The following is a 20,473-nucleotide window of genomic DNA, read 5'->3' on the forward strand; positions in this document are numbered from 1 at the left end:
ACCTGCCCGGAAGGATATCGATGATCACCCTTACCCGGCTCCGCCTCGGAGCCACCGCGCTGACCCTGACCGCTCTGGTGCTCGGCACCGCCGCCTGTGGCGGCACCACCCGGGACAACGCCGGCAGCGACTCCGGCGCCAGCCAGGCCGGTGGCACCGCGAACCCGCAGGCCCCGATCAAGGAGGGCCTCAAGATCGCCTTCCTGCCCAAGCAGGTGAACAACCCGTACTTCACCACCGCCGACAACGGCGGCAAGGAGGCGGTCACCGAGGTCAAGGGCGAGTTCAAGGAGGTCGGCCCGTCCGAGGCCAGCGCCTCCTCCCAGGTCAGCTACATCAACACCCTGTCCCAGCAGGGCATGGATGTCATCGTGACCTCGGCGAACGACCCGAACGCGATCTGCGGCGCGCTGAACCAGGCCAAGGCGGCCGGCGCGAAGATCGTGACCTTCGACTCCGACACCAAGCCGGAGTGCCGGCAGATCTTCGTCAACCAGGTGACCGCCCAGGGCATCGCGGAGAACCAGGTCAAGCTCATCTCCGAGCAGATCGGCGGCCAGGGCGAGATCGCCATCCTGTCGGCGACCGCCAACGCCACCAACCAGAACACCTGGATCGAGCTGATGAAGGAGGAGCTGAAGAAGCCCGAGTACAGCAAGGTCAAGCTGGTCACGGTGGCGTACGGCAACGACGACGACCAGAAGTCCTTCCAGGAGATGCAGGGCCTGCTGCAGGCGTACCCGAACCTGAAGGGCGTCATCTCCCCGACCACCGTGGGTGTCGCCGCCGCCGCCCGCTACCTCAGCGGGTCGCAGTACAAGGGCAAGGTCAAGCTGACCGGCCTGGGCACCCCGAACCAGATGCGCGAGTACGTCAAGGACGGCACCGTCGACGCGTTCGCCCTGTGGAACCCGGCCGACCTCGGCTACCTCGCGGCGTACGCCGGCGCGGCCCTCGCCTCCAGCCAGATCACCGGCGCCGAGGGCGACAGGTTCACCGCCGGCAAGCTCGGTGAGTTCACCGTCGGCAAGGACGGGGTGGTCGTCCTCGGGCCGCCCACCGTCTTCGACAAGAGCAACATCGACACGTTCAATTTCTGATCATCTTCCGGTCGGTGCCGTCTCTCCTGCCGGCACCGACCGACCGTCGATGGGAGAGCCATGCCCCGTATCTGCTTCACCCTGCAGGTCGACCCGGCCCGGCTGGACGAGTACCGCGCCCGCCACGAGCGGGTCTGGCCCGAGATGCTGACCGCCCTGGCCGAGAGCGGATGGCGCGACTACTCGCTGTTCCTCCGCGAGGACGGCCTGCTCGTGGGGGTCCTGACCACCGACGACTTCGCGGCGGCCCAGGCCGCGATGCAGGCACACGACGTCAACGCCCGCTGGCAGGCGGAGATGGCACCCTTCTTCCTCAACCTCCACGACGACGAGACCGCCGACCGGGCCATGCGACCGCTGGACGAGGTCTTCAACCTCGACGCGCAACTCGCCGCCCAGACGGGAGCACAGGCATGACGCCGCCCGACGCGCCGACCCGGCAGCGGGTCACGCAGGCCCTGCGCGCACAGCGCATCGAGACCCCCTCGTGGGCGTACGCGAACTCCGGCACCCGGTTCAAGGTCTTCCCGCAGGAAGGCGTGCCGCGCAACCCGTACGAGAAGATCGCCGACGCGGCCGTGGTGCACCGCCTCACCGGCGTGGCGCCGACGGTGGCCCTGCACATCCCGTGGGACCGCGTCGACGACTACGCCGACCTGGCGAGGTACGCCGCCGACCAGGGGGTCGCCCTCGGCGCGATCAACGCCAACGTCTTCCAAGACGACGACTACAAGTTGGGCAGCGTCACCAACCCGGACCCGGCGGTGCGCCGCAAGGCGATCGACCACCTGCTCGAGTGCGTGGACATCATGGACGCCACCGGCTCACACGACCTCAAGCTGTGGTTCTCCGACGGCACCAACTACCCGGGGCAGGACGACTTCCGGGCCCGGCAGGACCGGCTCGCCGTCGCCCTGCGCGAGACGTACGACCGGCTCGGCGACGACCAGCGGATGCTGCTGGAGTACAAGCTGTTCGAGCCGGCCTTCTACACCACCGACGTGCCCGACTGGGGCACCGCCTACGCGCACTGCCTCGAACTCGGGCCGAAGGCGCAGGTGGTCATCGACACCGGGCACCACGCGCCCGGCACGAACATCGAGTTCATCGTGGCGTTCCTGCTGCGGGCCGGCAAGCTCGGGGCCTTCGACTTCAACTCCCGCTTCTACGCCGACGACGACCTGATGGTCGGCGCCGCGGACCCGTTCCAACTGTTCCGCATCATGTGCGAGATCGTCCGCGGCGACGCCCTGCGCCCGGAAGCCGGCATCGCGTTCATGCTCGACCAGTGCCACAACATCGAGCCCAAGATCCCCGCGATCATCCGCTCGGTGCTCAACGTGCAGGAGGCGACCGCCAAGGCGCTGCTTGTCGACGCCGACGCGCTCGCCGCCGCGCAGCGGGCCGGTGACGTCCTCGGCGCCAACGCGGTGCTGATGGACGCGTACCACACCGACGTGCGGCCGCTGCTCGCCGAACTCCGCGCCGACCTGGGCCTGGACCCCGACCCGATGGCCGCCTACGCCCGCTCCGGCTACTTCGAGAAGATCCGCGCCGAACGCGTCGGCGGCCAGCAGGCCGGCTGGGGCGCCTGAGTACACCGAGAACGCAGACAGGGGACATGAGGACGATGCACTCCGAGGTTCAGGCGCTCGTCGCCCGCAGCAACCGGCTCGGCGCCGACCCGACCACGACCAACTACGCCGGCGGCAACACCTCGGCCAAGGGCGAGACCACCGACCCGGTGACCGGCGGGCCGGTCGAGTTGCTGTGGGTCAAGGGCTCCGGCGGCGACCTCGGCACCCTCACCGAGGCCGGTCTGGCGGTGCTCCGGCTCGACCGGCTGCGCGCCCTGGTCGACGTCTACCCGGGGGTCCACCGCGAGGACGAGATGGTGGCCGCGTTCGACTACTGCCTGCACGGGCGGGGCGGGGCGGCGCCGTCTATCGACACGGCCATGCACGGCCTGGTCGACGCCCCGCACGTCGACCACCTGCACCCCGACGCCGGTATCGCCGTCGCCACGGCCGCCGACGGGCCCGAGCTGACCAAGGAGATCTTCGGCGACCGGGTGCTCTGGGTGCCGTGGCGGCGGCCCGGTTTCCAGCTCGGCCTCGACATCGCCGCCGTCGCGAGGGCGAACCCGCAGGCGATCGGCGTCATCCTCGGCGGGCACGGCATCACCGCGTGGGGGGCGACCAGCGACGAGTGCGAACGCCACTCGCGGGAGATCATCCGCGCCGCGCAGGCGTACCTCGACGAGCGTGGCCGGGCGGAGCCGTTCGGCGCGGTGGTCGAAGGTCACGAGCCGCTGCCGCCGGCCGAGCGGCGGGCGAGGGCCGCGGCGCTGGCACCCGTGCTGCGTGGCCTGGCCTCCACCGACCGCCCGCAGGTCGGGCACTTCACCGACAGCGACGTGGTGCTCGACTTCGTCGCCCGCGAGCGGCACCCCGCGCTCGCGGCGCTCGGCACCTCCTGCCCGGACCACTTCCTGCGTACCAAGGTCCGTCCGATGGTGCTCGACCTGCCGCCGACCGCGCCGCTGGCGGACACCGTCGCCCGGCTCAGGGAGCTGCACGCCGCCTACCGGGACGACTACCGCGCCTACTACCAGCGGCACGCCGGCCCGGACAGCCCGCCGATGCGCGGCGCCGACCCGGCCATCGTCCTCATCCCGGGCGTGGGCATGTTCAGCTACGGGGCCAACAAGCAGACCGCCCGGGTCGCCGGGGAGTTCTACGTCAACGCGATCAACGTGATGCGCGGCGCGGAGTCGGTGTCGCGGTACGCGCCGATCGACGAGGCGGAGAAGTTCCGCATCGAGTACTGGGCCCTGGAGGAGGCCAAGCTGGCCCGGATGCCCAAACCGAAGCCGCTGGCGACCCGGATCGCCCTGGTCACCGGGGCCGGGTCCGGCATCGGCCGGGCGATCGCCCACCGGCTCGCCGCCGAGGGCGCCTGCGTGGTGGTCGCGGACCGGGACGTCGCCGCCGCCGAGCGGGTCGCCGGTGAGCTGGGCGGTGACGACGTCGCGGTGGCCGTGCCGGTCGACGTCACCGACGCCGAGGCGGTGGCCGCCGCGGTCCGCGCGGCGGTGCTCGCCTACGGCGGGCTCGACCTGGTCGTCAACAACGCCGGGCTGTCGCTGTCGAGGTCGCTGCTGGAGACCACCGAGGCGGACTGGGACATCCAGCACGACGTGATGGCCAAGGGTTCCTTCCTGGTCTCCCGCGAGGCCGCCCGGGTCCTCATCGACCAGGGGATGGGCGGCGACATCGTCTACATCTCCAGCAAGAACTCCCTGTTCGCCGGCCCGAACAACGTCGCGTACGGCGCGGCCAAGGCCGACCAGGCCCACCAGGTCCGGCTGCTCGCCGCGGAGCTGGGCGGGCACGGCATCCGGGTCAACGGCGTCAACCCCGACGGGGTGGTGCGCGGGTCCGGCATCTTCGCCGGCGGCTGGGGCGCCCAGCGGGCCGCCGTCTACGGCGTGCCGGAGGAGAAGCTGGGGGAGTTCTACGCCCAGCGCACCCTGCTCAAGCGGGAGGTGCTGCCCGAGCACGTCGCCAACGCGGTCTTCGTGCTCACCGGCGGCGAGCTGTCCCACACCACGGGTCTGCACGTACCCGTGGACGCCGGCGTCGCCGCGGCCTTCCTCCGCTGACCGCCGGAACCAGCCGTGAACAGGGAGAGGTCTCATGGGTGACGGGCAGGGCACGCGGTGAGCGGCACGGTCACCGTCGCCGCCGTCGACCTGGGCGCGTCCAGCGGCCGGGTCATGGTCGGTCGCGTCGGCGCCGGGCGGGTGGAGCTCACCGAGGCGCACCGCTTCACCAACGAGCCCGTCCGCGTCGGCGACACCCTGCACTGGGACGTCCTGCGCCTGTGGCAGGGCGTCCGCGTCGGCCTGCGGGCCGCCGGCCCGGTGGCGAGCATCGGCGTCGACTCCTGGGCCGTCGACTACGGGCTGCTCGACGCCTCCGGGGCGCTGCTGGGCAACCCGGTGCACTACCGTGACGCGCGCACCGACGGGGTGGCCGACCGGGTGGCGGCGCGGCTCGGCCCGGAACGGCTCTACGCCACCACCGGCCTGCAACAGCTGCCGTTCAACACCCTCTACCAGTTGGTCGCGGCGGCCGGTACGCCGCAACTGGCCGCCGCCGACCGGCTGCTGCTCATCCCGGATCTCATCACGTACTGGCTCACCGGCCGGATCGGCGCCGAGCGCACCAACGCCTCCACCACCCAGCTGTACGACCTGCGCCGGCGGGCCTGGGCCACCGAGCTGATGGCCGACGCGGGCATCCGGGCCGACCTGTTCCCGCCGCTGCGCGAGCCGGGCACCCGGGTCGGCCCGGTCCGGCCCGACCTGGACCTGCCCGGTACGCCCGAGGTGGTGGCGGTCGGTTCCCACGACACCGCGTCCGCCGTCGCCGGTGTGCCGGCGGCCGGGGAGCGGTTCGCCTACGTCTCCTGCGGCACCTGGTCCCTCGTCGGGGTCGAACTGGACGCTCCCGTGCTCACCGAGGCGAGCCGGCGGGCCAACTTCACCAACGAGAGCGGCGTCGACGGCACGATCCGCTATCTGCGCAACGTGATGGGCCTGTGGCTGCTACAGGAGTCGCTGCGCGCCTGGGGCAGCGCCGACCTGCCCGAGCTGTTGCGGCAGGCCGCCCGGGAGCCGGCCCTGCGCTGCGTCGTCGACCCGGACGATGCGGTGTTCCTGCCCCCCGGCGACATGCCGGCCCGCATCGCCGACGCCTGCCGGCGCGCCGGCGAGCCGGTCCCCGACAGCCGGGCCGCCACCGTCCGTTGCGTCATCGACAGCCTGGCGTTGGCCCACCGGCGGGCCGTGCGCCAGGTCCAGCAGTTGTCCGGCCGGGACGTCGACGCCGTGCACGTCGTCGGCGGCGGCGCCCGCAACGAGCTGCTCTGCCAGTTGACGGCCGACGCCTGCGGCCTGCCGGTGATCGCCGGGCCGGTGGAGGCCACGGCGCTCGGTAACATCCTGGTGCAGGCCCGGGCCGCCGGCGTCGTCGGCGGTGATTTGGGGGCCCTGCGGTCCCTGCTGCGCGAGACCCAGCGCCTCGTCCGGTACGAGCCCCGGGGCGACCAGCCGGCCTGGCAGGCCGCCGAACACCGGATGGGTGGTGGATGATGCGTGTCGCGTTGTTCGTGACGTGCCTGGCCGACACGCTGTTCCCGCAGGCGGCGGTGGCGACGGTACGGCTGCTGGAGCGCCTCGGCCACGAGGTCGTCTTCCCGGAGGGGCAGACCTGTTGCGGGCAGATGCATGTCAACACCGGCTATCCGGATGACGCGCTGCGGCTGGTGCGCCGACACGTGCGGGTCTTCGCCCCGTACGACGTGGTCGTGGCCCCGTCCGCCTCCTGCGTCGGGTCGGTGCGCCACCAGCACGCCACGGTGGCCCGGGGCGCGGGGGACGAGCGGCTGGCCAGCCGGGCCGAGGCCGTCGCGGCCCGCACGTACGAGCTGTCGGAGTTCCTGGTGGACGTGCTCGGGGTGACCGAGGTGGGGGCTTACTACCCGCATCGGGTGACGTACCACCCCACCTGTCACTCGCTGCGGATGCTGCGGGTGGGGGACCGGCCGTCGCGACTGCTGCGCGCGGTGCGCGGGCTGGACCTGGTGGAGTTGCCGCAGGCGGAGCAGTGCTGCGGTTTCGGCGGCACGTTCGCGCTGAAGAACGCCGACACCTCGACCGCGATGCTCGCCGACAAGATGCGTCACGTGCTGGCCACCGGGGCCGACGTGTGCACCGCCGGGGACGCCTCCTGCCTGATGCACATCGGCGGCGGTCTGTCCCGGCTGCGCGCCGGGGTCCGGACGGTGCACCTGGCCGAGATCCTGGCCAGCACCGAGGCCGACCCCGCCGGTACCCCGGTCGGCGGGGCGGTCGCGGCGGCGCCGACCACGGGAGGTACGAGATGACAAGGTCCTTCCTCGGTATGCCGGCCACCGCGCCACCCGACGTCGGGCACCTGCGCGGCGCCGAGCCGTTCCCGGCGGCCGCCCGGCGGGCGCTGTCCGACGCCCAACTGCGCCGCAACCTCGGCCACGCCACCGCCACCATCCGGAGCAGGTCGGCCGCGGTGATCGGCGAGGTGCCGGACTGGCCACAACTGCGGGCCGCCGGCCGGGCCATCAAGACCGACACCATGGCCCGCCTGCCCGAGTTGCTGGAGCAGTTGGAGGCGGCGGTCACGGCGGCCGGCGGCACGGTGCACTGGGCCGCCGACGCGGTGGAGGCCAACCGAATCGTCACCGACCTGGTCCGGGCGGCCGGCGCGGACCGGGTGATAAAGGTCAAGTCGATGGTCACCCAGGAGATCGGCCTCAACGAGGCGCTGGAGGCCGCCGGTGTCGAGCCCGTCGAGACCGACCTCGCCGAGCTGATCGTGCAGCTCGGCGACGACCGGCCCAGCCACATCCTGGTGCCGGCGATCCATCGCAACCGGGCGGAGATCCGGGAGATCTTCCTGCGGGCGATGCCGGGCGTCGACCCGGCGCTCACCGACGAGCCGGCGGCCCTGGCCGCCGCCGCGCGGCGGCACCTGCGGCAGACGTTCCTGAGTACCCGGGTGGCCGTCTCCGGGGCGAACTTCGCCGTCGCCGAGACCGGCACCCTGGCCGTGGTCGAGTCCGAGGGCAACGGGCGGATGTGTCTCACCCTGCCGGAGACCCTGATCACCGTGATGGGCATCGAGAAGGTCGTCCCCACCTGGCGGGATCTGGAGGTCTTCCTCCAGCTGCTGCCCCGGGCGTCCACCGGGGAGCGGATGAACCCCTACACCTCGATGTGGACCGGTGTCACCCCCGGTGACGGGCCGCAGGCGTTTCACCTGGTGCTGCTCGACAACGGGCGCAGCGCGGTGCTCGCCGACCCGGTCGGCCGGCAGGCGTTGCACTGCATCCGCTGCTCGGCCTGTCTGAACGTGTGCCCGGTGTACGAACGCACCGGCGGGCACGCCTACGGGTCGGTCTATCCGGGGCCGATCGGGGCGGTACTCTCCCCGCAGCTCACCGGCATCGAGGACAATGCCTCCCTGCCGTACGCGTCGTCGCTCTGCGGCGCCTGTTACGACGCCTGCCCTGTGATGATCGACATTCCGTCCATCCTGGTCCACCTGCGTGGCCGGGCGCCGCACCCGAGGGCCGAGGCGACGGCGATGGCCGCCGCCGCGTACACGATGGACCATCCGGCGCTGTACGCGGCCGCGCAGCGCGCCGCGAGGCTGGGCCGCCTCGCCGGGCGCGGGCACGGACTGCCACCGCCGCTGTCCGGCTGGACCGCCAGCCGCGATCTGCCGCAGCCGCCGTCGCGGACCTTCCGGCAGTGGTGGGCCGAGCGGTGACCGCGCGTGAACTGATCCTCGGCCGTCTGCGGGCCGCGCTCGGCGGAGCGGAGCCGGCGCCGGTCGAGGTGACCCGGGACTACCGGGGTGTGGGGTCCGTCGCCGCCGACCTCGACGTGTTCGTGGATCGGCTGACCGACTACCGGGCCACCGTGCACCGGTGCGGCGACGCCGACGTCGCCCGGACCGTCGGCGCGGTGCTCGGTGGCCGACGGGTCGTGGTGCCGCCCGGACTGCCCCGGCACTGGCTGCCCGACAGCGTCACCGCGGTGCCGGACGACGACCTCGGCGTCGCGCTGGTCGCCGCCGTCGACGGGGTGGTCACCGGCGCGGCGGTGGCCGTCGCCGAGACCGGCACCATCGTGCTCGACGCCGCCCCGGACCAGGGCCGCCGGCTCATCACCCTCCTGCCCGACGTGCACGTCTGCGTGCTCCGCGTCGACCAGGTCGTCGCCACCGTGCCGGACGCCCTCGCCCGCGTCGGCCCGCACCGGCCCCTGACCTGGATCAGTGGACCCTCCGCCACCAGCGACATCGAACTCAGCCGGGTCGAGGGGGTGCACGGCCCCCGCAACCTGCATGTCGTCCTCGTCGCCGGCGATTCTCGGACGTCGACCGGCCCGGATGGTCCCGCAGCGCGGGGCTAGGTTCCGGGTCCGACGTTCGGTGGCTCAGCGGGTGTCGCCGAGCGACTCCAGCAGGTCCCGCAGCAGACCGGCCAGGGCCGCGTGGTCGGTGGGGGACAGCGCGGCGAGCAGCCGGTGTTCGGTGGCGACGTGGTGGGGCAGGACCTGGTCGATGAGGCTTGCGCCCTCGTCGGTGAGGGCGACCATCACCGCCCGGCGGTCCTCCTCGCTCGGCGTGCGGGTCACCAGCCCGCGCGCCTCCAGCCGGTCGAGGCGCTGGGTGACCGCCCCCGAGGTGACCATGGAGTCGCGCATCAGCTCGGTGGGGGTGAGCCGGTGCGGTGGCGGGCTCCGCCGGAGGGTGGCGAGGACGTCGAAGGAGGCGGCGTCGAGGCCGTGCCGGGCGAACGTCCGGTGCAGTTCGGCGCCGACGATCCGCGACAGGCGGGACAACCGCCCCACGACGGCCATCGGGGACACGTCGAGATCCGGTCGCTGCGCCCTCCACTGGTCGAGCACATGGTCGACGTGATCTGCCACCCGGCCAGGCTAGCCGATGCCTTAGCGGTGAGATAACTCACCTCGCCGCCAGGTGCCTTAGCGCTGAGCTAAATTGCCTTAGTGCTAAGCAAACGTGTCGGCATCCTTCTCCTGACCGCGGTGGCACCCCTGGTGTGGGGAAGCACCTACCTGGTCACCACCGCACTCCTGCCGCCGGAGCGACCCCTGCTGGCGGCGGTGGCCCGGGCCCTGCCCGCCGGCCTCGTCCTCCTCGCGCTGACCCGGCGGCTGCCCACCGGGACCTGGTGGTGGCGGTCCCTCGTCCTCGGAACGCTCAACATCGGGGCGTTCTTCGCACTGCTGTTCGTCGCGGCGTACCGGCTGCCGGGCGGCGTCGCCGCGACCGTCGGGGCGGTCCAGCCGCTGCTCGTCGCCGGTCTCGCCGCGGGCCTGCTCGGGCTACCGCTGTCCCGGCGTACCGTGGCCGCCGGCCTCGCCGGTGTGGTCGGGGTCGGGCTGCTCGTGCTGCGGGCCGAGGCGCGGCTGGACGCCGTGGGGGTCGCCGCCGCTCTCGGCGGGGCGGCGTGCATGGCGCTCGGCGTGGTGCTCAGCAAGCGGTGGCCGTCGCCGGCGCCGGTTCTGGCCACCACGAGCTGGCAACTCGTCGCCGGCGGCCTGCTGCTGACGCCGGTCGCTGTCGTCCTCGAAGGAGTCCCGCCCGCGACGATGGTCCCCGCCAACCTCGTGGGCTACGCGTACCTCAGCGTCGTCGGCGCGATGCTCGCCTATCCACTGTGGTTCCGGGGCATCCGGGCCCTGTCCCCGACCGAGGTGACGTTCCTCGGTCTGCTCAGCCCTCTCGTCGCGACCGCGCTCGGCTGGCTGCTCGTCGACGAACGGCTCACCACCGTGCAGGCCGTGGGTGGCCTGATCGTCCTCGGCGCCGTACTGGTCGCCCAGTGGCGCTCCCGCGCGGTGTCGGCGGACGGCGCCACCACGGCGCCGGAGCGGCTGCCCGCCACGGCGGCGCCCGCCGCGTGTCACCGTCCCCGGACTGCCGCATAGTGGCTATTGCAATCCATTGGCGACAGTGACTAGCGTCTGCCGGCAGGACGAGCGTGGCGGGAGCGTGGAATGCGGCGTCGTGCGGTGGCGGCGGTGGCGGCGGGCGCGTTGGTCCTGACCGGGTGTGCCTCCGGCGCGCCGTCTGGGTCCGAGGGTCTCGGCGCGGCTGCCGGGTTCCCGGTGACGGTCACCAACTGCGGGCGGACGCTGCGCTTCGACGCGCCGCCGGAGCGGGTGGTCACCGGCTATCAGCCGGTCCTGGAGACGATGCTGGCGCTCGGGCTGGCGGACCGGATCGTGGGCAGGGTCAACTTCTCGGAGAACGGACCGGGCGGGTTCCTGCCGGGTCACCGGGAGCTCTACGACCAGATCCCGGAGATCTCCGCCTCGATCGCGTTTCCCGGCCGGGAGGCCATGCTGGCCCAGGACGCTGACCTCGTGGTCAGCGAGGGTTACTACAACTTCGAGGCCAGCCGTGGCGAGGCCACCGTCGAGGAGCTGTCCGCCTCGGGCGCGGCGGTGTTCATCACCGGCGGGTGGTGCGACCAGGCAGGGCGGCGGGCCTCCACCATCGAGCACACCTTGACCGACGTACGGACGCTGGGGCGGATCTTCGGGGTGCCGGAGCGGGCCGAGCAACTCGTCGCCGAGCTGCGGGGGATCCTCGACGAGGTGCGGGCCGCCGTCGCCGGCCGGCCGGCGGTGCCCGTGCTGGTCACCGACGGTGGCGACGGGCCGGTGAAGGCCTACGGCGGGGCAGGCCTGACCCAGCAGATCATCGAGGCCGCCGGGGGCCGCAACGTGCTGGCGGCCGCCACGGAGGAGTACTTCGACGCGAGTGTCGAGCAGGTCGCGTCCACGTCACCGGACGCGATGATCGTCACCGACTACCTGCCCGGACCCACCGCCGCGGAGAAGTTCGCCACGGTCGCGGCGGTGGTGCCGGAGAGCCGGGCGGCCACCGGGCGGCGGTACCTGGCCCTGCCGGCGGCCGGGCAACACCCCGGCTACCGCAACATCCTGGCGGTACGGACGATCGCCGAGTTCCTGCATCCCGGCGCGTTGTCCTGATGCGGCCCGCCGGACCCGCCATGCCGGCGCCGTCCACCGTCGGCGCCGGCCTCCCGACCGGCCGGGGCGGCCTGCGGTTTCCGCTGGTGATGGTGGTGGCGCTCGGGTTGCTGGTGACCGCGTCCATCGCGTCGCTGCTGGTCGGGGCGGTGTCGGTGCCGCCGGGGCAGGTCTTCGGTGTCATCGGCGGGCACCTGCTGCCCGGGGCCGGGCCGGGGGAGTGGTCCGCGGTGACGGACCGGATCGTGTGGCAGTACCGGCTACCCCGCACGCTGCTGGCGATCCTGGTCGGCGCGGGGCTGGCGGTGGTCGGGACGGTGTTGCAGGCGGTGGTGCGTAACCCGCTGGCCGATCCGTTCCTGCTCGGGGCGTCCTCGGGGGCGTCCTTCGGCGCGGTGCTGGTCATCGTCTCCGGCACGGCGCTGGGCGGGGCGTTGACCCTGTCGGGGGCCGCGTTCCTGGGAGCCCTGACGGCGATGGCGCTGGTGTACCTGCTCGCCCGTACCGGCGGGATGCTGACCCCGGGCCGGCTGGTGCTCGCGGGTGTCGCGCTGGCGTACCTGTTTCAGGCGGGATACGCGTACGTGTTGCAGAAGGCCGACGCGGCCCGGGCGGCGCAGGCGGCGTTGTTCTGGCTGTTGGGCAGCCTGGCCGGGGCGCGCTGGGACACCCTGGCCCTGCCGGCGGTGGTGTTGGCGGCCGGGATCGGGCTGCTGATGCTGCGGTGGCGGATGCTGAACGCGGTCAGCGTCGGGGAGGAGTTCGCGGTGTCGCTGGGGGTGGCGGCCCACCGGCTGCGGGCGCAGATGTTCGTGGTGACCTCCCTGTTGACCGGGGTGCTGGTGGCCGTGACCGGGGCGGTCGCCTTCGTCGGGTTGATCGTGCCGCACACCGCCCGGCTGCTGGTGGGCGCGGACCATCGACGGTTGTTGCCGGTGTCCGCGGTCCTGGGCGCCGGTTTCCTGCAGGCGGTCGACATCGCCGCGCGGCTGTTGGACGCACCGCAGGAGTTGCCGCTGTCGGTGGTGACGGCCGTGTTCGGGGTGCCGTTCTTCCTCTGGCTGCTTCGCCGGCGTGATGCCGACGGGGTGGTGTCGTGAGCGGCGCGGCGGCCGGGGCCGCCCTGCGGGTCGCCGGGGTCACCGTCGCCCTCGGCGGCCGGGACGTGCTGCGGGGCGTGGACCTGCGGGTCGACGCGGGCCGGTTCGTGGGGCTGGTCGGGCCCAACGGCAGCGGCAAGTCGACGCTGATCCGGGCGGCGTACCGGGCGCTGCGGCCACGGGTGGGCGCGGTGTGGATCGGCGGCGACGATGTGTGGCGGATACCGGCGCGGGAGTCGGCCCGCCGCAGCGCCGTGGTCGCCCAGCACGACACCGAGGCGGCGGGCTTCACCGTCGCCGAGGTGGTGGCGATGGGCCGTACCCCGCACAAGGGAGCGTTCACCGCCGACGGCCCGGCCGACCGGGAGGTGTGCCGGCTGGCGTTGCGCCGGGTCGGGCTCACCGGTCTTGCCGGCAGGCCGGTCGCCGCCCTCTCCGGGGGCGAGCGCCGGCGGGTCGCCGTGGCTCGGGCGCTGGCGCAGCAGGCGCCGGTGCTACTGCTCGACGAACCCACCAACCACCTGGACGTCCGGCATCAGTACGACCTGCTGGCGCTGGTGCGGTCACTCGGGCTGACCGTGCTGGCGGCCCTGCACGACCTGGACCTGGCGGTGCAGTTCTGCGACGAGGTGTACGTGCTGCGCGACGGGACGGTGGCCGCGGCCGGCCCGCCCGCGCGGGCGCTGGATCCTGCGGTGGTGCGGGAGGTGTTCGGTGTGGACGCGCATCTCGTCACCCATCCGGTGACGGGCGCGCCCCGGTTGCTGCTCTCCGCCGCCGGACGGCAGGTGGAACGGAGGACCACAGTGGAGCCACCCGGACGTTGAAACTCGCTTGCCATCGAAACTTCACTATCTGCTGTTACATGGTAGTTGCATGGTCTTGGCAAGAGCGCGTGCCTTCGGTAGCGTCCTGGTAGCCGCACGTGAGCGAGCGTAACGGGGGTCGTCGTGACGGTGCACCTCTCTGCATGCCGTACGCCGGTGGTCAACCGCCGCGACGAACCCGCCTCCGGCGGCGCGTCCCCGCCGGGCGTCGGCCAACCGGCTCACGCCCCACGCGACGCACCGCCGTCCTGAGATCCCCCGAGCGGCCGCCTTGAACGCCGGCGGAGACGGTCGCGCCCCGGGGTGACCACATCCACGTGTCCGGAGAGGAGGTATTCGCCATGGCCTTCGAGATCGTGATCGTCGAGACCGACGAGGAGCTGCTGCACCACCCGACCACCTGACACACCCGGTGCCGGGCCCTCGCCTTGTGCGGGGCCCGGCACCGGCCCGTCTGCCGCGCCACCTCGACGAAAGGGCAAGCACGATGCGTGTGCGCCGCCGCGACCAGCTGATCTGCCGCTGGGACACCGACGCCCTGATGATCGCCCTGCCCGGCCAACGTCGATGGCTGCGCACCACACCCGAGCTGGTGCGCCTGTTGCAGCAGCTCGACGAGTTCACCGACGTCGAGGAGGTCGCGGCCCGGGTCGGTGGGGACTCCGCCGACGCCGCCACCCAGGCGCTGCTGACGCTCCGCGACGCCGGCATCCTCGTCACCGACGACACCGACGTCGCCGTCCCACCGGTCTGGCAGCACTGGGGAGCGCTCACGGCCCGCCTGCACACCGAGGCCCGCGACGCCAACTACCTTGTGGACTCGCCACACCGCGACGCCACCGCCGCCCGGATCATCGCCGACGGCGAACCACCCGAGCCGTTCAAGCGGTACCCGCACGCCCCGGCCGTCCACCTGCCCCGCCGTACGCTGCCCCTGCGGGATCCGGTCGACGAGGTCTTCGCCGCCCGCCGCACCCACCACGCCTTCGCCGACTCACCGGTCAGCGTCGACGCCCTCGCCACCGTGCTGGCGTGCACCTTCGCGCCGCAACGCTTCCTCGACGGCGGAGCGTTCGGTCCCCAGCAGGCCCGGGTCAGCGCCTCAGCCGGGGGCCGGCACGAAGTCGAGTGCTACGTCGCCGTCTTCAACGTCACCGGGGTACCCGCCGGCCTGTACCACTACGCGCCCGAGGTGCACCGCCTGGAACTGCTCGACGCCACCGTCGACCGCCAGCGCATCGCCGCCGTCGTGTACGAGCAGGAACCCTCGTACCGGGGAGCCTTCACCTGCCTGACCACCACCGTCGCGGCGCGGCTGTCCTGGAAGTACCGGCACCCCAGGGCCTACCGGCTGTGGATGTACGACGCCGGCCACTACGGGCAGACGTTCGCGCTCACCTGCACCGCACTGGGCCTGGCGCCGTTCCAGACCGTGGCGTTCCACGACAGCCGGGTGGAAGCGCTGCTCGGCGTCGACCCCGACCACGAGTTCGCCACCTACCTGCTCGCCGCGGGCAACCCCGTTCCCGTCGACGACACCCTGCCCGCCGGGCTGCGGCATCCACCTCCGGCCCGCCTGGCGGCCAGCGCGCATCCCTCGCCGGCAGACCTGGAGCGCCCGCGATGAGTCTTCGCCGTTGCGTCGGCATCCCCAGCGCCGACTTCCTCGCCACCTGCTACGGGGCCCGGCACCTGCACAGTCCCGCCCTCGACCCGACGCACTTCGCCGACCTGCTCACTCCCGACACCGTCGACCGGTTGCTCGCCGACACCGGGCTGCGCACCACCTCCGTACGGTTGGTCCGCGACGGCAGGGAGATCCCCGCCCCGGCCATCGCGGAGCGCGGCGACGGCCCGACCGAGCCCGGCTACGTCGACACCGACCGTGTCCGCGCCGAGATAGCCACGGGGTCCACCCTCATCCTGCGCTCCCTGCACCGCTACCACCCGCCCGTGCGCCGGCTGGCCCACCACCTCGCCACCGACCTCGGCGCGCCCGTACGCGTCAACGCGTTCATCACACCCCCCGACGCCACCGGCGTCGACCTGCACTACGACGTGCAGGACGTGTTCGTGCTCCAGATCACCGGCACGAAACTCTGGCACCTGCGCACCCCGCCGATCAGCCGGCCCCTGCCCGGGCAGGCGTGGTTCGACCAGCCGGCCGCCCGCCGTGCCCGCCTGGTGCGGTCCAGCACGGACCTCGCCGACATCCTGCTGTCGGCCGGTGACAGCCTCTACCTGCCCCGGGGCACCATGCACGCCCCACGTACCCAACAGGACCTGTCGATCCACCTGACCATCGCGGTCAGCGTCCTGACCCGCCACGACCTGCTGCGACGTCTCCTCGACGCCGCCGCGGACGATCCCTGGTACCGCGAACACCTCACCCTGTCCGCGCTGGAGGCCGACCCTCAGGCCGCGGGTGACCTGCTGGCCGAGGTCGCCCGCCGGCTGGCCGGGACCGCCGGGGACACCCCCGTCGCGCCCCTGCTGTGGGGGCTGCGCCGCGAGGCGTTCCGGGACCTGCCCGCCGAGCCGGTCCCGGTGCTGCCCAGCACCGGCGCCCGCGAGCCCCACGCGTACCGGCTCCGCCCCGGCGCCCAGTACACGGTCACCCACGTGGACGCCGGACTCCTCCTCCAGGTCCCCGGCAAGGAGGTCCAGCTTCCCGCCGCCACCGCCTCGGTCTTCGACACGTTGCGCGGCCACGGCCGCATCACCACGGGAGAGTTGACCGAGGCCGTCGGCGTCGACGGCAGCCGCACCTTCGCCGGCCTGCTCGTCGAGCTCAACCTGGTCCGGCCGGACGATCCCGATCCGGCCACATGACCGCCTCCCACCGGCGGGCACCACGACGGCGACCCGGTGCGGGGCCGGGAAGCACACCCAACGGGCACGCCCACGACGACCGGAGCCGCCGCACCCCATGAGCGCACCCACCAGCCCCGCCCCGACCCGCACCGCCGGCAAGCTGTACCAGCACCCGCGGTTCCTGCGGGTGTGGGCCAGCCAGTCAGCGGGAGCGGTCGCCGACCAGATCCTGCCGGTCGCGTTCGCCCTCTACGCCGTGCACCGTGGCGCGGGTGCCGGCACCATCGCCGTCATCCTCGCCGGCCGCGCCGTCGCCCTCGTGGTGTGCCTGCTCGCCGGGGGCATCCTCGCCGACCGCGTCTCCCGGCCCCGGATCCTGTTCACCGCCGACGTGCTCCGCGCCGCCGTCGTCCTCGGCGCCCTGCTCACCCTCGACCGGCTGCCGCTGGCCGCGCTCGGCATCGTCACCGCGTTGTCCGGCGCCGCCGAGGCCCTGTCCCGGCCGGCCATGCGCTCCCTGATCCCCGCGCTGCTCCCGTCGGGGCTGCTGGAGCGGGGCAACGCCCTGGTGGCCGCGGTGCAGCGCTCCGCGACCCTGGCCGGGGCGCTCGCGGGAGCCGCGATCGTCGCCGCCGTCGGCATCCACGCCGCTCTGGGGCTGGCCGCCGTCCTGTTCGGGACCGGCGCGCTGGCGGTGCTGGGGGTCCGCGACGCCACCGCAGCCCGGGCGCGAACGAGTGTGCTGGCCGACGCCGCGGCCGGGATCGACACCGTCCGGCGACGTCCCTGGGTACTCGCGGTCATGGGCGCCGTGGCGGTCCAACTCTTCGCCGGCACCGCACCCACCCTGACGCTGTTGCCGCTGGTCGCCGCCGAGCGCCTCGGCGGGGAGCTCGCCTACGGGGTCGTGCTCGGCGCGTTGGCGGCCGGCGCCCTGCCGGCCATCGCGGTGGCCAGCAGGTGGCGGCCCCGCCATCCGGGCGCGGTGAGCATGCTGGCGCTCACCAGCTACGCCGCCCTGCCCGCCAGCCTCGCCTTCGCGCTGCCCCTGCCGGTCACCGCGCTCTGCTTCGCCGCCGGCGGGTTCGCCGTGGAGCTGTACTTCATCTACTGGCTGTCCGCGCTGCAGCGCGAGATCCCCGCCGAGGTGCTCGGCAAGACCCTCGCCCTCGACCAGCTCAGCGCCTTCGCCCTGCTGCCGGTCGGCTACGCCCTCACCGGGCCGGCCGTCGCCGCGCTCGGTGCGCGACCCACGCTCGTCGTGGCGGCGGTCCTGACCGCGGTGGCCAGCGCCGCCGCCCTGCTGGTCCCCGGCGTCAGTGCCTTCCGTGACCCCGTCCAGCCGGCGGCGCGGGACTCGCCGACGACTGCCTGACCCGAGCGCCGGAACGGGTCCGCCCGGGCGTGCGCGGATCGGGTCGGCCGCTGCGGGGCCGGTTCGTGGCGCGTCGGTCCGGCGGCCGGCGACGGATGTGCCCCGGCGGGCGGCGGTGATCAGTCCGGCAGCAGCCGGCGCAGGACGCCCTTGGCGGTGGCGACGGTGCGGTACGACTGCACGAGGTACGAGCCGAGCACGATGTTCGCGCCGGCCAGCACGGGCACGGCGTACTGGGCGATCCGCTGGCGGCGCTGCCACCGGGCGATCTCGTCCGGGGTGTTGCCGGTCGGGATGGTCGCGTCCTCGACCTCCAGGTGTTCGCCGCGCTGCTGGACCTCCTCGGCGAGCTGGCCGATCCGGCTGCCGCAGTAGGCGGCGTAGGCCGTGGCGGCAGCGCCGATCAGCGCCGTGCCGGCCTTCGCCGCGCCCACGGACGCGAAACCCTTCTGCAACGCCAGTCGGCGCCGGCCGGTCCGGGTGAGCTGCATGCCGGCGAGCAGGGTGGCGCCGATGCCGAGCCACTGCACGGGGCCGAAGCGGCTCCAGGCGGACTCGGCCACGCGGATGCGGTCGATGCCCTGGGCCAGGTCGCTGCCGGACTTGTTCACCCCGGCGACACCCATGACGGTGCCGCCGAACCACAACGCCGACCCGACGTCGTGGACCGCCTGGGCGACGGCGTGGTTGTCGGTCGCGGTCATCTGCATGATCGGGCTCCTTCGGCTCGGCGTACGGGTGTCAGGTCGATATCCCACCGTAGGATTCCGAAAAAGTCTTCGGACCGCTTTCCGGGCAAACCACCTCTTTTCGTGACCGAGGCGGTGGCGCGGCCCTTCCCGTCCTGCGGGTGGGAACGAGCGACTCGATCTGCCGTACCGGCGCCTCCGACCGTGTGACGCGCCCGGGACGGGTCGGCCCCATCCCCCTCATGCCGCCCCCGGGGACGGGTCGAGTCGGCCCCGGCGCAGCAGCGCCAGCCACGCGGCGCCGGCGACCACCATGAGGGCGCCGGCGGCGACGGCCACCAGCCCGGGCGGGTGCCGGTCGACCAGGATGCCGCCGGCGAGCGAGGACAGTGCCAGGGCCCCGGTGGCGGTGGCGCTCCACAGCGCCATGAGTCGGCCGCGTACGGCGTTGTCGGCGTGGTGCAGCAGGATGGCGATGGCCACCGGGCCGTACAGGACGTCGGCGGCGGAGGCGATCGCCCAGCAGGTGAGGGCGATGCCGACCCCGGGTGCCAGTCCGAACGCGATCGTGGCCAGCCCCTCTCCCAGGCAGGACAACCCGAGCACGGTCAGTTGCCGCCGGGTTGGCAGCCGCTGGATGCGGGCGGCGGCCCACAGCAGGACGGCGGCGCCGGTGATTCCCTGCGCGGCGTAGAACCAGCCGACGCCGCCGTCGCCGAGCCGGTAGGTCCGGGTGGCGAGGAAGGTCATGGTCACGATCGCCGCGCCGAGGCCGAGGCAGAACAGGGCTTCGACGATCAGCAGGGCGCGGACCTGCCGGTGCCGCAGCGCGTGCCGCACGCCGGCGGCGAGCGCGGCGAGGATGCTGTCGCGGCGGGTCGCGTCGGTGCCACCGTGGCGCTGGCCGCCGCGTGCCCGCAGGGTGCACCAGGCGGAGACGAGGAACGACACCGCGTTGATGGCGAACGCCCACCGCCAGCCGAACACGCCCACCGCCGCCGCGCCGGCCAGCCCACCCACCGCCTGGAGCAGCAGGCCGTTGACCTGGACCAACGCCCCGAACAGCACGTACTCGCCGGGCTCGACCAGGCTCGGCATCCACGCGTTGCGGGCGGCCTGGAACGTGAAGCCCGTCGCGGCCGAGACGAATGTCAGCGGATAGACCAGCCAGGTCCGGTCGGGGCTGTCGGCGAGCAGGAAGGCACCGGCGAGTCCGGCGAGGGCCAGGTCGGTGACCACCATGAGGGTGCGGCGGTCGATCCGGTCGGCGAGGACGCCGGCGAAGCCTCCGACGAGGACCCCCGGCAGGTACCGCAGGGCGAGGGTGGCTCCGGCGGCCAGGGCGGCGCCGGTGTGGTGGTAGACCATCGCGAACACGGCGACGGCGCTGAACCACCCCCCGCACACGCTGATCAGGTTGCCCAGCCAGAGCCAACGGAAATCGGTGCGTTCGGAGAGGACGCGGAGCATCCCGGGCGCGGCGATGGCGGTCACGCGCCGAGCCTAGTGAAATCGACGATCGTTCCCAAGAGTGTTGACAATCATTTTCGACAACTGGCATGGTGTGGGCGGCCCACGGTCAGTGACCGACGGTTCACTGGTCCGGAGATGCCGATGGAGTGCGGCGCCAGCCACGCCGCGCTCGTCGCGAGCCAACGGGACGCCGACGCGCTGCTGGCCGGCCCCGTCGGAGAAGCCGCTCACGAGTACGGAGGGGAGGTGACATCCATGAAGGTCGAGAAGCTCACGGTGCAGGCGGTCCGCGCCTCGGTGCACACGTCGAACCACGCGACGCTGCGCAACGCCAGCGTCGCCTGGCGCAAGCGGTGACGCCGCCGAGCCGGCTCCCCCTGGGCCGGTGAACCGGGGGTGCGTGGGCGGATGTGGCGCCCACGCACCCCCTCCAAGGCTAGAGCCCTGATGAGGAGC

The 20,473-nt window shown here is 73.3% G+C and carries 19 protein-coding genes; 16 read left to right on the forward strand and 3 right to left on the reverse strand.

Annotated features, from left to right (window positions below; genetic code table 11):
- Positions 1–20 precede the first annotated feature (20 nt).
- Genes rhaS through E1165_RS05190 form a run of 8 tightly spaced genes read left to right on the forward strand, consistent with a single transcriptional unit; the run spans position 21 to position 9,123 of the window.
- Positions 21–1,100: a rhamnose ABC transporter substrate-binding protein gene (rhaS, locus tag E1165_RS05155; protein WP_132388230.1), complete on the forward strand. Its 1,080-nt coding sequence runs from the start codon at positions 21–23 to the stop codon at positions 1,098–1,100.
- Positions 1,101–1,160: 60 nt separating this feature from the next.
- Positions 1,161–1,517 (forward strand): L-rhamnose mutarotase, encoded by a 357-nt coding sequence (locus E1165_RS05160; protein ID WP_132388232.1) that lies wholly within the window; start codon positions 1,161–1,163, stop codon positions 1,515–1,517.
- Positions 1,514–2,695 (forward strand): L-rhamnose isomerase, encoded by a 1,182-nt coding sequence (gene rhaI / locus E1165_RS05165; RefSeq protein WP_132388234.1) that lies wholly within the window; start codon positions 1,514–1,516, stop codon positions 2,693–2,695. The genes E1165_RS05160 and rhaI overlap by 4 nt, the downstream gene beginning before the upstream one ends.
- 26 nt (positions 2,696–2,721) lie before the next feature.
- Complete coding sequence (locus E1165_RS05170) at positions 2,722–4,764, forward strand: bifunctional aldolase/short-chain dehydrogenase (RefSeq protein ID WP_243704592.1); 2,043 nt, start codon at positions 2,722–2,724, stop codon at positions 4,762–4,764.
- Positions 4,765–4,821: 57 nt separating this feature from the next.
- On the forward strand, positions 4,822–6,258 hold the full coding sequence (locus E1165_RS05175; RefSeq protein ID WP_132388236.1) for a rhamnulokinase family protein: 1,437 nt from the start codon (positions 4,822–4,824) through the stop codon (positions 6,256–6,258).
- Complete coding sequence (locus E1165_RS05180; protein WP_132388238.1) at positions 6,258–7,052, forward strand: (Fe-S)-binding protein; 795 nt, start codon at positions 6,258–6,260, stop codon at positions 7,050–7,052. Before E1165_RS05175 ends, E1165_RS05180 begins: the two co-directional genes overlap by 1 nt.
- The gene (locus E1165_RS05185; protein WP_132388240.1) at positions 7,049–8,476 is read left to right on the forward strand and encodes a lactate utilization protein B; all 1,428 of its coding nucleotides are present in this window, start codon (positions 7,049–7,051) and stop codon (positions 8,474–8,476) included. Before E1165_RS05180 ends, E1165_RS05185 begins: the two co-directional genes overlap by 4 nt.
- On the forward strand, positions 8,473–9,123 hold the full coding sequence (locus E1165_RS05190; protein ID WP_243704593.1) for an LUD domain-containing protein: 651 nt from the start codon (positions 8,473–8,475) through the stop codon (positions 9,121–9,123). The genes E1165_RS05185 and E1165_RS05190 overlap by 4 nt, the downstream gene beginning before the upstream one ends.
- A gap of 24 nt (positions 9,124–9,147) precedes the next feature.
- On the opposite strand, the gene E1165_RS05195 is transcribed toward E1165_RS05190, so the two are convergent.
- Positions 9,148–9,642, reverse strand: coding sequence for a MarR family winged helix-turn-helix transcriptional regulator (locus tag E1165_RS05195; protein WP_132388244.1), 495 nt, complete (start codon positions 9,640–9,642; stop codon positions 9,148–9,150).
- An 81-nt stretch (positions 9,643–9,723) separates the two neighbouring features.
- Here E1165_RS05195 and E1165_RS05200 point away from each other — a divergent pair, with 81 nt between their 5' ends.
- From E1165_RS05200 to E1165_RS05230, 7 genes are all read left to right on the forward strand, one after another.
- The gene (locus E1165_RS05200) at positions 9,724–10,668 is read left to right on the forward strand and encodes an EamA family transporter (RefSeq protein WP_132388246.1); all 945 of its coding nucleotides are present in this window, start codon (positions 9,724–9,726) and stop codon (positions 10,666–10,668) included.
- Positions 10,669–10,737: 69 nt separating this feature from the next.
- On the forward strand, positions 10,738–11,739 hold the full coding sequence (locus tag E1165_RS05205) for an ABC transporter substrate-binding protein (RefSeq protein ID WP_132388248.1): 1,002 nt from the start codon (positions 10,738–10,740) through the stop codon (positions 11,737–11,739).
- Between the two features lie 20 nt (positions 11,740–11,759).
- On the forward strand, positions 11,760–12,839 hold the full coding sequence (locus tag E1165_RS05210; protein WP_132388250.1) for an iron ABC transporter permease: 1,080 nt from the start codon (positions 11,760–11,762) through the stop codon (positions 12,837–12,839).
- A complete protein-coding gene (locus E1165_RS05215; RefSeq protein ID WP_243704594.1) occupies positions 12,836–13,666 on the forward strand; it encodes an ABC transporter ATP-binding protein in 831 nt (276 codons plus the stop codon). The genes E1165_RS05210 and E1165_RS05215 overlap by 4 nt, the downstream gene beginning before the upstream one ends.
- 487 nt (positions 13,667–14,153) lie before the next feature.
- On the forward strand, positions 14,154–15,293 hold the full coding sequence (locus tag E1165_RS05220) for a SagB/ThcOx family dehydrogenase (protein WP_132388252.1): 1,140 nt from the start codon (positions 14,154–14,156) through the stop codon (positions 15,291–15,293).
- Positions 15,290–16,498, forward strand: a complete 1,209-nt coding sequence (locus E1165_RS05225; protein WP_132388254.1) for a cupin domain-containing protein — start codon at positions 15,290–15,292, stop codon at positions 16,496–16,498. The genes E1165_RS05220 and E1165_RS05225 overlap by 4 nt, the downstream gene beginning before the upstream one ends.
- 97 nt (positions 16,499–16,595) lie before the next feature.
- On the forward strand, positions 16,596–17,855 hold the full coding sequence (locus E1165_RS05230) for an MFS transporter (protein WP_132388256.1): 1,260 nt from the start codon (positions 16,596–16,598) through the stop codon (positions 17,853–17,855).
- Between the two features lie 119 nt (positions 17,856–17,974).
- On the opposite strand, the gene E1165_RS05235 is transcribed toward E1165_RS05230, so the two are convergent.
- Both E1165_RS05235 and E1165_RS05240 read right to left on the reverse strand, forming a co-directional pair.
- Positions 17,975–18,565: a hypothetical protein gene (locus tag E1165_RS05235; protein ID WP_207916590.1), complete on the reverse strand. Its 591-nt coding sequence runs from the start codon at positions 18,563–18,565 to the stop codon at positions 17,975–17,977.
- A 219-nt stretch (positions 18,566–18,784) separates the two neighbouring features.
- Complete coding sequence (locus tag E1165_RS05240; protein WP_243704595.1) at positions 18,785–20,038, reverse strand: MFS transporter; 1,254 nt, start codon at positions 20,036–20,038, stop codon at positions 18,785–18,787.
- Positions 20,039–20,152: 114 nt separating this feature from the next.
- Between E1165_RS05240 and E1165_RS05245 the strand changes: the two genes are divergently transcribed.
- Entirely contained in the window at positions 20,153–20,374 is a 222-nt protein-coding gene (locus E1165_RS05245) for a hypothetical protein (protein ID WP_132388258.1), read from the forward strand.
- Positions 20,375–20,473 lie beyond the last annotated feature (99 nt).

It is taken from the genome of Micromonospora sp. KC723, from assembly GCF_004348595.1.
Lineage (GTDB): Bacteria > Actinomycetota > Actinomycetes > Mycobacteriales > Micromonosporaceae > Micromonospora.